Annotated in this window: 13 protein-coding genes and 2 pseudogenes; 12 read left to right on the plus strand and 3 right to left on the minus strand. The window is 72.4% G+C overall.

Annotated elements, in window-relative coordinates; genetic code table 11:
- Both OJ254_RS06325 and OJ254_RS06330 read right to left on the minus strand, forming a co-directional pair.
- Entirely contained in the window at positions 1-1,902 is a 1,902-nt protein-coding gene (locus OJ254_RS06325; protein WP_265365072.1) for an ABC transporter ATP-binding protein, read from the minus strand.
- Positions 1,903-2,009: 107 nt separating this feature from the next.
- On the minus strand, positions 2,010-3,743 hold the full coding sequence (locus OJ254_RS06330) for an ABC transporter ATP-binding protein (protein WP_261956274.1): 1,734 nt from the start codon (positions 3,741-3,743) through the stop codon (positions 2,010-2,012).
- Positions 3,744-3,951: 208 nt separating this feature from the next.
- On the opposite strand from OJ254_RS06330, the gene OJ254_RS06335 reads away from it, so the two are divergent.
- The 7 genes from OJ254_RS06335 to OJ254_RS06360 all read left to right on the plus strand — a co-directional run bounded on the left by OJ254_RS06335 (position 3,952) and on the right by OJ254_RS06360 (position 8,498).
- Entirely contained in the window at positions 3,952-4,197 is a 246-nt protein-coding gene (locus OJ254_RS06335) for a MoaD/ThiS family protein (protein ID WP_261957493.1), read from the plus strand.
- 10 nt (positions 4,198-4,207) lie between these two features.
- Entirely contained in the window at positions 4,208-5,371 is a 1,164-nt protein-coding gene (locus OJ254_RS06340; protein WP_265361578.1) for a hypothetical protein, read from the plus strand.
- A 239-nt stretch (positions 5,372-5,610) separates the two neighbouring features.
- Positions 5,611-6,312, plus strand: a complete 702-nt coding sequence (locus tag OJ254_RS06345; RefSeq protein WP_261956276.1) for an LmeA family phospholipid-binding protein — start codon at positions 5,611-5,613, stop codon at positions 6,310-6,312.
- A 244-nt stretch (positions 6,313-6,556) separates the two neighbouring features.
- Positions 6,557-6,664, plus strand: coding sequence for a putative leader peptide (locus tag OJ254_RS31455; protein ID WP_351531855.1), 108 nt, complete (start codon positions 6,557-6,559; stop codon positions 6,662-6,664).
- A gap of 217 nt (positions 6,665-6,881) precedes the next feature.
- Positions 6,882-7,727 (plus strand): sulfurtransferase, encoded by an 846-nt coding sequence (locus OJ254_RS06350; RefSeq protein ID WP_265361579.1) that lies wholly within the window; start codon positions 6,882-6,884, stop codon positions 7,725-7,727.
- A gap of 39 nt (positions 7,728-7,766) precedes the next feature.
- Positions 7,767-8,054, plus strand: a complete 288-nt coding sequence (locus OJ254_RS06355; RefSeq protein WP_030372838.1) for a DUF1416 domain-containing protein — start codon at positions 7,767-7,769, stop codon at positions 8,052-8,054.
- A 156-nt stretch (positions 8,055-8,210) separates the two neighbouring features.
- Positions 8,211-8,498, plus strand: coding sequence for a DUF3099 domain-containing protein (locus OJ254_RS06360; RefSeq protein WP_265361580.1), 288 nt, complete (start codon positions 8,211-8,213; stop codon positions 8,496-8,498).
- A gap of 56 nt (positions 8,499-8,554) precedes the next feature.
- Here OJ254_RS06360 and OJ254_RS06365 read toward each other — a convergent pair whose 3' ends face one another.
- The gene (locus OJ254_RS06365; protein WP_265361581.1) at positions 8,555-8,920 is read right to left on the minus strand and encodes a DsrE family protein; all 366 of its coding nucleotides are present in this window, start codon (positions 8,918-8,920) and stop codon (positions 8,555-8,557) included.
- A gap of 261 nt (positions 8,921-9,181) precedes the next feature.
- Here OJ254_RS06365 and OJ254_RS06370 point away from each other — a divergent pair, with 261 nt between their 5' ends.
- The 5 genes and pseudogenes from OJ254_RS06370 to OJ254_RS06390 all read left to right on the plus strand — a co-directional run bounded on the left by OJ254_RS06370 (position 9,182) and on the right by OJ254_RS06390 (position 13,385).
- The gene (locus OJ254_RS06370) at positions 9,182-9,769 is read left to right on the plus strand and encodes a heme-binding beta-barrel domain-containing protein (RefSeq protein WP_265361582.1); all 588 of its coding nucleotides are present in this window, start codon (positions 9,182-9,184) and stop codon (positions 9,767-9,769) included.
- Between the two features lie 232 nt (positions 9,770-10,001).
- Positions 10,002-11,045 (plus strand): FecCD family ABC transporter permease, encoded by a 1,044-nt coding sequence (locus OJ254_RS06375; protein WP_265361583.1) that lies wholly within the window; start codon positions 10,002-10,004, stop codon positions 11,043-11,045.
- Positions 11,045-11,838, plus strand: a pseudogene (locus OJ254_RS06380) (ABC transporter ATP-binding protein). Before OJ254_RS06375 ends, OJ254_RS06380 begins: the two are co-directional and overlap by 1 nt.
- A 9-nt stretch (positions 11,839-11,847) precedes the next feature.
- Positions 11,848-12,880 (plus strand): annotated as a pseudogene (locus tag OJ254_RS06385) (ABC transporter substrate-binding protein).
- Positions 12,881-12,947: 67 nt separating this feature from the next.
- Positions 12,948-13,385, plus strand: coding sequence for a Fur family transcriptional regulator (locus tag OJ254_RS06390; protein WP_265361584.1), 438 nt, complete (start codon positions 12,948-12,950; stop codon positions 13,383-13,385).
- Positions 13,386-13,425: the final 40 nt, after the last annotated feature.

Genomic DNA, 13,425 nt, shown 5'->3' on the forward strand with positions numbered 1-13,425 from the left:
TCAGTCGGCCTCCACCACCGCCTCGGCGAACTGGGCCGCGTACAGCCGGGCGTAGGCGCCGTCGGCCGCCAACAGGGCGTCGTGGGAGCCCTGTTCGACGATGGCGCCGTTCTCCATGACGAGGATGGTGTCGGCGTCCCGGATCGTGGAGAGGCGGTGCGCGATCACGAAACTGGTGCGCCCGGACCGCAGTTGGGCCATCGCGTGCTGGATGAGGACCTCGGTGCGGGTGTCGACCGAGCTGGTGGCCTCGTCGAGGACGAGGATGGCGGGCTCGGCGAGGAAGGCCCGGGCGATGGTGATCAGCTGCTTCTCGCCGACCGAGACGTTGCTGCCCTCGTCGTCGAGGACGGTGTCGTAGCCGTCGGGGAGGGTGCGCACGAAGCGGTCCACGTGGGTGGCCTTGGCGGCCGCCACGATCTTGTCCATCGAGGTGCCGGCCGGCGCGCCGTAGGCGATGTTCTCCGCGATCGTGCCGCCGAAGAGCCAGGTGTCCTGGAGGACCATGCCGATGTTGGCCCGCAGCTCCTCGCGGGACATCGCGGCGATGTCCACGCCGTCCAGGGTGATCCGGCCGCCGCGCACCTCGTAGAACCGCATCAGGAGGTTGACCAGGGTGGTCTTGCCGGCGCCGGTCGGGCCGACGATGGCGACCGTCTGGCCGGGGTGGACGGCCAGCGACAGGTCCTCGATCAGCGGCTTGTCCTCGGCGTAGGAGAACGACACGGACTCGAACCCGACGTGGCCGCGGACGTGTTCGGGGCGGGCCGGCCGCTCGGGGTCGGGGTCCTGCTCCCGGGCGTCGAGGAGTTCGAAGACCCGCTCGGCGGAGGCGACGCCGGACTGGACGAGGTTGGCCATCGAGGCGACCTGGGTCAGCGGCTGGCTGAACTGGCGGGAGTACTGGATGAACGCCTGGACATCACCGATGGACAGCGCCCCGGAGGCGACGCGCAGCCCGCCGACCACCGCGACCAGCACGTAGTTCAGGTTGCCGATGAACATCATCGCGGGCTGGATGATGCCGGAGATGAACTGGGCCCGGAAGCCGGCCGCGTAGAGCGCCTCGTTCTGCACGCGGAAGAGCTCGGCGGACTCCTTCTGCCGGCCGAAGACCTTCACCAGGCTGTGGCCGGTGTACATCTCCTCGATGTGGGCGTTGAGCTTGCCGGTGGTCTTCCACTGCTGGACGAACTGCGGCTGCGCCCGCTTGCCGATCTTGGTGGCGACGACCACCGAGACCGGGACGGTGACCAGCGCGACCAGGGCCAGCAGCCAGGAGATCCAGAACATCATGGCGAGCACGCCGAGGATGGTCAGCAGCGAGGACACGATCTGGCTGAGGGTCTGCTGGAGCGTCTGCTGGATGTTGTCGATGTCGTTGGTGGCCCGGGAGAGGACCTCACCGCGCTGCTGCTTGTCGAAGTAGCTCAGGGGCAGCCGGCCGAGCTTCTCCTCGACCTGCTCGCGCAGCCGGAAGACGGTCCGCTGGACGACCTTGGTGGCGATCCGGGCCTGGACGAACCCGAAGAGCGAGGCCGCGGCGTAGATCACGGCGACCCAGAGCAGGACCACGCCCACCGTGCCGAAGTCGATGCCGCGGCCGGGCACGAACGGCATGGCGCCGAGCATGTCGGCCAGTCCGCCCTGGCCGTGCGCCCGCAGCCGGGCCACGGCCTGGGCCTTGGTGATGCCCTCGGGCAGCCGGCGGCCGATGATGCCGGACATGATCAGGTCGGTGGCGTGGCCGAGGACCTTGGGGCCGACGACCGTCAGCGCCACGCTCGCCACGCCCAGCAGCAGGGCGACGGAGATGATGCCGCGCTCGGGCCGCATCTGGCCCAGCAGGCGCTTGCCGGAGCCCTTGAAGTCCATGGATTTCTCGGTGGGTTGCCCGCCCATGAAGCGGGCCGGGCCGGCCGCCGGGGCCGGCCCTCGTCTCGGGGCCGCCGTGGTCGTCCCCTCGGTGGCCGCCGGGGCGCGGGTGGCCGCCCCCTTGTCCGCGGTGGTCACGCCGCCTCCTGCTCGGTGAGCTGGGAGAGCACGATCTCCCGGTAGGTCTCGTTGTCGGCCATCAGCTCGGTGTGGGTGCCGGTGCCCACGATGCGGCCCTCGTCGAGCACGACGATCCGGTCGGCGCCGCGGATGGTGGCGACCCGCTGGGCGACGATCACCACCGTCGCCCGGTCCGTCTCGCGGGAGAGCGCGGCGCGCAGTGCGGCGTCGGTGGCGTAGTCCAGCGCGGAGAACGAGTCGTCGAAGAGGTAGATCTCGGGCCGGCGGACCAGTGCGCGGGCGATCGCCAGCCGCTGCCGCTGGCCGCCGGAGACGTTGGAGCCGCCCTGCGCGACGGGCGCGTCCAGACCGCCCTCCATCCGCTCGACGAAGTCGCGGGCCTGGGCGGTCTCCAGGGCCTGCCACAGCTCGTCGTCGGTGGCGTCCGGGTTGCCGTAGCGGAGGTTGCTCGCCACCGTGCCGGAGAAGAGGTACGGCTTCTGCGGGACCAGGCCGATGGCGCCGGCCAGCGTCTCCGGGTCGAGGCCGCGGACGTCCTCGCCGTCGACGAGGACCGCGCCGCCGGTCGCGTCGAAGAGCCGGGGCACGAGCCCGAGGAGGGTGGACTTGCCGCTGCCGGTGGAGCCGATGACGGCGGTGGTCTCACCGGGGCGGGCGGTCAGCGAGATGTCCTTCAGGACCGGCTGCTCGGCGCCGGGGAAGCGGAACTCGACGTTGCGGAGCTCCAGTTCGCCGCGGCGGCGCAGCGTGGTGACCGGGTCCTGCGGCGGGACGACGCTGGAGTCCGTGGCCAGCACCTCCTGGATGCGCTCGGCGCAGACCTCGGCGCGCGGCAGCATCATCACCATGAACGTCGCCATCATGATCGACATGAGGATGTACATCAGGTAGCTGAGGAAGGCCGTCAGTGCGCCGATCTGCATCCCGCCGCTGTCGATGCGCAGTCCGCCGAACCAGACGACGGCCACGCTGGAGAGGTTCACGATCAGCATGACCAGCGGGAACATCATCGACATCAGCCGGCCGGCGCGGAGCGAGACGTCGTAGAGGCCGGTGTTGGCCCCGGCGAACCGCTCGCGCTCGTGCCTGTCGCGGACGAAGGCGCGGATCACGCGGATGCCGGTGATCTGTTCGCGCAGTACGCGGTTGACGGTGTCGATGCGCTCCTGCACGCCGCGGAAGAGCGGCCGCATCCGGCGCACGATCAGTGAGACGAGGATCCCGAGGACCGGGACGATGACCAGCAGGAGGCCGGACAGCGGCACGTCCTGGTTGAGCGCCATGACGACACCTCCGACGCACATGATCGGCGCGGAGACCATCATCGTGAACGTCATCAGCACCAGCATCTGGACCTGCTGGACGTCATTGGTGGTACGGGTGATCAGCGACGGGGCGCCGAAGGTGCCGACCTCGCGGGCGGAGAAGGACTGCACCCGGTCGAAGACCGCGGCGCGGATGTCCCGGCCGAGGGCCATGGCCGTGCGCGCGCCGAAGTAGACGGCACCGATCGCGCAGACGATCTGCAGCAGGGTGACGGCGATCATGAAACCGCCGGTACGGAAGATGTAGCCCGTGTCCCCCTGCACGACACCGTTGTCAATGATGTCGGCGTTGAGGGTGGGGAGGTAGAGGGTGGCCAGGGTCTGGATCAGCTGGAGCAGCACGATCAGGGTCATCGAGCGCCGGTGGGGGCGCAAATGCGCCCGCGCGAGTCGTACCAACACACAATGAGCCTAAGTGAACACTTGCCTTCGGCAATCGATTTTCCGGAAGGCCGCCGGGAGCGGGACGAAAGCCGCCACCGGAACTCGCCCCGGACGGCCCCGGCCGCCGCGTACGCCATCATGGAGGCGGCAACGACGGGGCCGCCGCCATCGAGGGCGGTCCCCCGACCGACACGACGAAGAGGCCGCCGTGACAACAACTGGCACCGTGCGCTACTGGGCCGCGGCCAAGGCCGCCGCGGGCACGGCAGAGGAGCCCTACAGGGCGGCGACGCTCGCCGAGGCGCTCGACGCGGCGCGCGCCGCGCACGCCGCGAACCCCGAGTTCGCCCGGGTGCTGATGCGCTGCTCGTTCCTGGTGGACGGCGATCCGGTGGGCACCCGCGACCACGCCGGGGTGCCGCTGGCCGAGGGCGGCACCGTCGAGGTCCTGCCGCCGTTCGCGGGAGGGTGAGCAGCCGATCATGAGCGACCACCAGCCGCAGGGCCACCAGCCGTACCAGCCGCACGACCCGTACGCCCCGCAGAGCCCGTACGCCCCCCAGGACCCGTACGGGTCGCAGGCCCCGTACGGGCAGCCCGGCCCCTACGCCCCGCAGGACGCATACGGCCGTCCGGCTCCCTATGGGCAGCCCGAGCCCTACCAGGAGCAGCAGTACGGCGGGCCCGACCCCTACGGGCAGCCGGCGCACCAGCCGGCCACCGCCCCGCACGACCCCCAGGCCGCCTACGGCGACCCCTACGGGCAGTCCGGGTACGGCCACGACCGGCCCGGACCGGAGCAGCCCGGGCACGCCGCGCCGCTGCCCGCTCCGCAGCCGGCCGCGACCGCCACCATGGCGGCCGCCCCGCCCTCGCTGCCCGCCGCACCGCTCGCGCCCAACCAGCGCGCCCGCCTGGAGGGCCGCTCGCCGATCATCCCGCCGGGCATCCAGCCGGCCGCGCTGACCGCCGTCCTCGCGCTGCTGCTGGCCCTGACCGCGCCGCTGGCCCAGCCGGTGCTCGCGGTGCCGGTGGTGCTCCTCCAGGCGGTCACCGCCGCCGGCTGGTTCCGGCTGAACGGCATGTGGCCGGCCCGCCAGGGCATCGCGCTGGCGTTCCTGGCCGGGCTGGCCACCGACGCGGCGCTGCTGGGCACGGACCCCGCGAGCGCGCCCCTGGTGGGCATCGGCACGCTCGGCGTGTGGTGCCTGCTGGTCCTGATCCTCCAGCTGCGCAACCGCAGCAGCGCGGACGAGCGGATGTACGCGCTGACCGCGGGCCTGACCTCGACCGCGCTGGCGGTGCTCGCGGCCGGCCACCTGGCCGCGAACCCGCACGCGGTGGTCGTCGGCGCGGCCGCGGTCGGGGTGGCCACGCTCGCCCGGGCGCTGCCGCTGCCCTCGTTCGTCTCGGTCGGGATCTCGCTGGTTGCGGCGGCCGGTGCCGGGATCGCGGCCGGCCAGCTGACCGGCCTGGGCACGTCCGGCGCCCTGCTGGGCCTGGCGGCCGGCGGCTGCGCCCTGATCGGCCTGCGGGTGGCCAGCTACGACTACCCCTCCCGCTTCGTCCACATGACGGCCGGCGTGGCCCTGCCGCTGGCCCTCGCCGCCCCCGCGGTGTACGTCCTGGGGCGGGCGCTGGGCTAGACCCGGACCCCTCGGGCGGGCCCTGGGCCCGACGACCCGCGCCGGATGCCTCAGCGGCGGCCGCGGGCGAGCGCTTCGGCGCCCGCCCGCGGCCGCCGCTCCCCTTTGGGGAAGGCGTCGTTTAGGGTCTGATCCACCGGACAGGCCCCTGGGGACCGTCCGGATCGCAGGCAGGGGGCCTGCACGCCAAGCGACGGGCCGGCCGGGCAGTGCCGGCCCAGTGTGGGGGTAGTGGTTCGATGCGTGCACTGAAGGTGCTGTTGGTCCTCGTCGTCATATTCGGCGGGCTCTTCGTGGCCGCCGACCGGGTGGCGGTGAACCTCGTCGAGGACAAGGCCGCGGAGAAGATCCGCAGCAGCCAGGGGCTCGACAAGAACCCGGAGGTCACCATCAAGGGCTTCCCGTTCCTGACCCAGGTCGCCGGGCGGGACCTGCAGGAGGTGGACGCCGAGCTCGGCGGGATCGAGGCCCGCGCCGGCGGGCACGCGCTGCGCATCGACAAGCTGTCGGCGCAGTTCCACGACGTGGCGCTGACCAGCGACTACATGTCCATAGAGAGCGCGGCCACGGCCACCGGCAACGCCCGGATCAGCTACGCGGACCTCACCAAGGCCGCGGGCGGCGGCGTCAAGATCACTTACGGCGGGCAGAAGAACGGCCGCAGCCAGGTCAAGATCTCGCCGAACCTGCCGCTCCTCAGCTCGCTGGACGTGACCGGCTCGATCAGCATCGTCCACGGCACCACCGTGCGGCTGCGCGCCGACGGGCTGCCCGCGATGTGCCGGGCGCTGCCGGGCTGCGAGTCGAAGGTGCGGGCCCAGACCGACCACGACTGGAAGCTGGACCAGCTGCCGGGCAACCTGAAGCTGGACAAGGTGGCGACGCTGGCCGACGGGCTGTCGATCTCCGCCTCCGGCACGGACGTCAAGCTTCCCGGCTGACCCCGGGCGCCCGCGGCGGGCCGCCCCACCGGCCCGCCGCCCGGCCCGACACTGACTCGACCACCCGGCCGTCCATTTGCTGAGACACCCGGGTCCGCACCCCAGACCCCCCACCGCCGAACGGCCTCCGGCGCCCGGCCGGTGGCCGCCCGCTCCCGCCTCGTATCTCACATCGCGGACAAACGCGTCTCATCATTCGACACGCCGGTGACATGCCCGGCTTCGCGTCCCTACGATCGGTGCCATGCAGAGCGCATTGAGCCGTTCCCGTCCGCGGGGACTGGCGGTCCTCACGAAGCGGCGGGCAGTGGACCTGTGCCGCGTCGCCGCCATGCTCTGTCGCCCTGTCTGACGGGGTGCGCCCCTCCCCCAGGCTCGTCATGAGCACGGGGTGTTCCCCTCGCCCGGCCGGCCGGCCGCTCCGGCCGAATCCCCCGCGTGTCCCCCGCACCGCGCCGCTCCGGCGCCCCGACGATCGTCAGTGGGCCGTCCGGAAGCCTCCGGCGCGCCCGGCGTACCCGCGTGCCACCTCCCCAACCGCCCCCGTAACTGCCCCGGAGGAGAAGAACATGAGCCGTAGCGACGTCCTCGTAGACGCCGACTGGGTCGAGGCCCACCTCGAGGACCCGAAGGTCGTGATCGTCGAGGTCGACGAGGACACCTCGGCCTACGACAAGAACCACATCAAGAACGCGGTCCGGATCGACTGGAAGAAGGACCTCCAGGACCCGGTCCGCCGCGACTTCGTCGACCAGGCGGGCTTCGAGCAGCTGCTCTCGGCCAAGGGCATCGCCAACGACGACACCGTCGTCCTCTACGGCGGCAACAACAACTGGTTCGCCTCCTACGCGTACTGGTACTTCAAGCTCTACGGCCACGACAGCGTCAAGCTGCTCGACGGCGGCCGCAAGAAGTGGGAGCTGGACTCCCGCGACCTGGTCGACGGCTCCGAGGTCCCCAACCGCCCGGCCACCCAGTACAAGGCCAAGGCCCAGGACACCTCGATCCGCGCCTTCCGTGACGACGTCGTCGCCGCGATCGGCAGCCTCAACCTGGTCGACGTCCGGTCCCCCGACGAGTTCAGCGGCAAGCTGCTCGCCCCCGCGCACCTGCCGCAGGAGCAGTCGCAGCGCCCCGGCCACGTGCCCAGCGCCCGCAACATCCCGTGGTCGAAGAACGCCAACGACGACGGCACCTTCAAGTCGGACGAGGAGCTCACGGCCCTCTACGAGGAGGAGTCGGTCGACCTGGCCAAGGACACCATCGCCTACTGCCGGATCGGTGAGCGCTCCGCGCTGACCTGGTTCGTGCTGCACGAGCTGCTCGGCCAGACCAACGTCAAGAACTACGACGGCTCCTGGACCGAGTACGGCTCCCTGGTCGGCGTCCCGATCGAGCTCGGCGCCAACAAGTAAACAAGGCTTCTCCCCCGAACCCCTCAAGGAAGTACCCCTATGTGTGGAGCACAGGCCGGCGGCCCGGACGCCTCGACCATCAAGCCCGGTGAGACCACGATCCAGGGCAGCGTGACCCGCGACGGCCAGCCCGTCACCGGTTACGTCCGACTCCTGGACAGCACCGGCGAGTTCACCGCCGAGGTTCCCACCTCCGCGACCGGACAGTTCCGCTTCTACGCGGCCGAGGGCACCTGGACGCTGCGCGCGCTCGTCCCCGGCGCCACGGCGGACCGCACCGTCGTCGCCCAGCAGGGCGGGCTGGCGGAGGTCGCCATCGCCGTCTGACGGCGACCCCTGTCCGTACCTTCCGTACGGCCGTGAGGGCCGCACCCCCGAGGCTTGGACGCCTTGGCGGGGGTGCGGCCCTTCGCGTTGCCCCGGCCGCGGAACCGGGCCGCGCCCCGGCTTCTTTCCGGACCCCCGCGGATTTACCGTGGAATCGTGTACGCGCACCAACAGACCCCCGCAGAGCGCCGTCACCGCCGGTACTTCGTGCTGATGGGCGTGTGCCTCGTGCTGTTCGTGCTGGCCTGGGGCGTGGTCCGGCTGTGGTCGGTACCGGTCGCGGTCGGCATGTGCGTCGTCGCCATGGTCATCCCGCCGGTCGCGGCGATCATCGGCAACCGCCGCGAGCCCGGCGAACGCTGGTGGGACGAGTCCGGCGACCCGGAATCGGACCGCTGGTGGCGGGAGCTCGACGACCGCGGCGACGACAAGCACCCGCGGTAGCGCCCCCCGGCCGCCCGGGGACGGCCAGGGGCACCGCGGTCGGCTCCCGGGAGTGGTCAGTACACCAGCGCCTGCACGTCGTCCGGCATGATCTCGCTGACGAAGACCTGGGCCCCGGCGATGCCCGCGCCCTCGATCAGGTCCTTCTGCTCGATGTTGCGGCGGGCCGCACACTGCGTGCAGACCGTGATCGCGCCGCCGCCCGCACGGATTCCGTCGATCAGCTCCGGCAGCGGTGCGGCGTGCGGCAGCTCGAACTCCGCCGCCCGCCCGGGCAACGCGAACCACACCGACTCCCCGGTCAGCCAGAGCGACACCTCGACGCCGCTGGCCGCCGCCACCGCCGCCACCGTGAACGCCTGCGAGCACCGCTCGGGTGCATCCGACCCCGCCGTCACCTTGATCACGAGCTTCTTCGCCATGGGGCAAGAGTAGGCGCGGGCCGGCGGCAGACCTCACAGCGCCGTGGCCGATGCCGCCGACTAGACTCGCAAGCGGTCCGTTACTTCCTCACTCCGTCCAAGGAGCGCACCCGTGCTTGAGGCATTCTTCACCACCCTGCTGGTCCTGGTCGCCGTCGGCGTGATCGCGTTCGCCGGTCTGACCTGGGCGAAGCTGTTCCAGGGCCAGCGCTGACGCACGCGGACACCCCTTTCCCCTCTCTACAGATCGCCTGAGCTCTCATGATCGAGATCCCCTCCGACCTGAACCCGGCCCTGGTGCCGCTCGCCTTCCTCCTCGGCCACTGGGAGGGCGCCGGCGTCGCCGACTTCCCCGGTGCCGAGAAGTGCAACTTCGGGCAGGAGGTCACGTTCTCCCACGACGGCCGTGACTTCCTGGAGTACACCTCGCACAGCTGGGTGCTCGACTCCGAGGGCAAGAAGGTCCGCCCGCTGGAGAGCGAGAGCGGCTACTGGCGGGTGGACGCGGACCGCAAGGTCGAGGTCGTGATGGTCCGGGACCAGGGCGTCGTCGAGGTCTGGTACGGCGAGCTGGCCCACCAGAAGCCGCAGATCGACCTGGCCACCGACGCCATCGCGCGGACCGCCGCGTCCGGCCCGTACAGCGGCGGCAAGCGGCTCTACGGCTACGTCAACAGCGACCTGATGTGGGTCGGCGAGAAGTCGACCCCGGACGTGCCGCTGCGGCCGTACATGTCCGCGCACCTGAAGAAGGTCGCCGGCCTGAAGGAGTGGGCCGAGAGCCTGCCCGACGACATGCCGGACGGGGTCTCCTTCTTCAACCCCGACGGCACTCCGTACCAGGGCTGACCGGCCCGCACACACAGCTTGACGCGCCCCCGCGGGGGAAGTCCGGTGAGAGTCCGGCACTGACCCGCAACGGTGAGCGGAAGCCTCCCTTCCGCAAGTCCGATCGCCCGCGGCGGCGCACGTTCCCGACAACTCGCCGTGGACTGCGAGGGGACGCCGCCGGGCACCAGCGCGCCGGGCCGCCGCTCCTTCCTCCCTCAGGACGCGGCCCGAGCGTTGAGGTGTCCGCCCCTTGGCCCGCCCCGCCCGCACCGCGCCCCTGGTGGCCGCGCTCTTACTCGCCCTGCTCGGCTCCGTGCTGTGCGGGACCGGCCTCGGCGCCGCCGGGGTGGGCTGGGCGGAGGTGGTGCACCACCTCACCGCCGGGCTGACCGGCGGCACGATCACCTCCGGCGAGGTCCCCGCCTACACCATCGTGTGGGAGCTGCGCTTCCCGCGGGCCCTGCTGGCCGCGGTCGTCGGCGCCGGGCTCTCCGCCGTCGGCGTCGCCGTGCAGGCGCTGGTCCGCAACGCGCTCGCCGACCCGTTCGTCCTCGGCATCTCCTCCGGCGCGGCGGTCGGCGCCAACGCCGTGCTGCTCTTCGGGGCGCTGGGCGGGCTCGGGGTCTGGGCGCTGTCGGTGTCCGCGTTCGGCTCCGCGCTGCTCGCCATGACCCTGGTCTACGCGGCCGCCCGCACCGCCCAGGGGCTGACCCCGCTGCGGCTGGTGCTGACCGGCACCGCGATGTACTACGGCTTCTCCGCGATCAGCACCCTGATGGTGTTCACCGCCGACCGCGGCGAGGCGGCCCGCTCGGCCATGATGTGGCTGCTGGGCAGCCTGAGCGGGGCCGGCTGGGGGTCGCTGCCGATCGCGGTGGTGGCGGTGGCCGCCGCGCTGGTCCATCTGCGGCTCTCCGCGGGCCGGCTGAACGCGCTGGCCATGGGCGACGAGACCGCCGCCGCGCTCGGGGTGGACGCCGGGCGGCTGCGCCGGGAGCTGTTCGTGGTGGCCGCCGCGGTCACCGGCGCGGTGGTCGCGGTCAGCGGCGCGATCGGCTTCGTCGGGCTGATGGTGCCGCATGTGACGCGGATGCTGACCGGCGCCGACCACCGCCGGGTGCTGGCCGTCGCCCCGCTGGTCGGCGCGGTGCTGCTGGTGTGGGTGGACCTGGTCTCGCGGGTGCTGCTGGCGCCCGTCGAGCTGCCGGTCGGCGTGGTCACCGCCGTCATCGGGGTCCCGTGCTTCGTGCTGCTGATGCGGCGGCGCGGCTACACGTTCGGGGGCGGTGCCTGATGCGGCTGGACATCACCGGTCTGTCGGTGGAGGTGGCCGGGACCCGGCTGGTCCACGACATCACCCTGCGGGCCGCGAGCGGCCGGGTCGTCGGCCTGGTCGGGCCCAACGGCAGCGGCAAGTCGACGCTGCTGCGCTGCGTCTACCGGGCGCTGCCCCCGGCCGCCGGCGCGGTCCGGCTGGACGGCGCGGACCTGCACGCCATGGACGCCCGGGCCGGCGCCCGGCTGCTGGCCGCACTGCCCAGGAGTCCGGGACCGAGTTCGACTTCACCGTGGCCGAGGTCGTGGCGATGGGGCGGCTGCCGCACCAGCGCGGCGCGGGCCGGGCGAGTGCCGCGGACACCGCGGTGTGCGCGCGGGCCCTGGCCCGGGTCGGCGCGGCCCACCTGGCCGGGCGGGGCTTCCTCGGGCTGTCCGGCGGCGAGAAGCAGCGGGTGCTGATCGCCCGCGCGCTGGCCCAGGAGCCGCGCGTCCTGGTCCTCGACGAACCGACCAACCACCTCGACATCGCCCAGCAGTTGGCGGTGCTGGCCCTCGTCCGGGACGGCGACGCCGCCCGGGCACGCCTGACGGTGCTGACCGCCCTGCACGACCTCAACCTGGCCGCCCGGTTCTGCGACGAGCTCCACGTCCTCTCCCGGGGCCGGATCGTCGCCGCCGGCCCGCCGTACGACGTGCTCACCCCCGAGCTGCTGGCCGAGGTCTTCGGCGTCCGCGCCCACCGCGTCCGGCACCCCGAATCCGGCGCCGTCCAGCTGCTGTTCGACCGTCTGCCGCCCGCCTCGTCCTAAGGACCCGTCATGCCCCGCCGTTCCGCCGCGCTGCTCACCGTCCTCGCCCTGGCCCTGACCGGCTGCGGCGCCCGGGTCGCCGACGATCCCGCCGGCGCCGGCACCGCCGGCCGGGAGACCGCCGGCGGGCGCCCGGCCAGCGCCCCGTCACCGTCGAGAACTGCGGGGTGCGCAAGACCTACGACCACGCGCCGCGCCGGGTGGTCACCAACGACGTCGGCATCACCGAGATCATGTTCGCGCTGGGCCTCGCGGACCGGATGGCCGGTTACGTCATGCCGGACGACAAGGGCCGGGTCGACGCCGTCCCGTGGAAGGCCGCCTACGACCAGGTCCCTGGCTGTCGAAGAAGACCCTCACCAGGGAACTCGCCCTGGACGCCCGGGCCGATCTGGTCTTCGCGGGCTGGAACTACGGCTTCGGTGAGGACAACGGCCTGACCCCGGCGTCCCTGGAGAAGCTCGGCATCGACGCCTACGTGCTGACCGAGTCCTGCCGGCACGGCGCGGACGGCGGCGCCCGCGGCGTCATGCCGCCCCTGGAGGCGCTCTACACCGACCTGACGAACCTCGGGAAGATCTTCGGCGTCGAGGACCGCGCCGCCGCCCTGGTGAAGCGCTACCGGCGGCAGATCGCCGAGGCCGCCGACCGGGCCCCCGCCCGCCGGCCCTCCGTCTTCCTCTACGACGACGGCCGCGACAAGCCGCTGACCGCCGGCCGGTACGCCGGTCCGCACGACATCATCACCAAGGCCGGCGGGGCCAACGCCATGGCGGACCTCAAGGACTCCTGGACCACCGTCGGCTGGGAGACCGTCGTCGAGCGCGACCCCGACGTGATCGTCATCAACGACTACGGCGACACCTCCGCCGCGCAGAAGAAGGCGTTCCTGCTGTCCTACCCGCCGCTCGCCCACGTCTCCGCGATCAAGCACCGGCGGATCTACGCGATGGACTACGCCGAGCTCGTCGAGAGCCCCCGCAACCCGGCCGCGGTCGGCGCCCTGGCGCGCTACCTGCGGGGCGTACCCGCGGGCGGCTGACGCCGGGTACGGGCGGGGGCTGACGCGGCGCGTACCCCGCCGCCGTCCACCCTCCTACACTGGCGGTGTGGTGACCACCGACTGGCAGAGCGACCTCCGCAGGCGCGGATACCGCCTGACCCCGCAGCGGCAGCTCGTCCTGGAGGCCGTGGACAGGCTGGAACACGCCACCCCGGACGACATCCTCACCGAGGTGCGCAAGACGGCCGGCGGCGTGAACATCTCCACGGTCTACCGGACCCTGGAGCTCCTGGAGGAGCTGGGCCTGGTCAGCCACGCCCATCTCGGCCACGGCGCGCCGACGTACCACCTCGCCGACCGCCACCACCACATCCACCTGGTGTGCCGGGACTGCACCGAGGTCATCGAGGCGGACCTGTCGGTGGCCGAGCCGTTCACCGCGACGCTGCGCGAACAGTTCGGCTTCGAGACCGATATGAAGCACTTCGCGATCTTCGGGCGGTGTGCGGCCTGCCGCGCCAAGGCCGCCGGCGACGAGGGCTGAAGCCACCCCGGCCGAAAGCCGCGACCGCGTCGTAGGCTGG

This window comes from Streptomyces endophytica (genome assembly GCF_026153355.1).
GTDB classification, from domain to species: domain Bacteria; phylum Actinomycetota; class Actinomycetes; order Streptomycetales; family Streptomycetaceae; genus Streptomyces; species Streptomyces endophytica.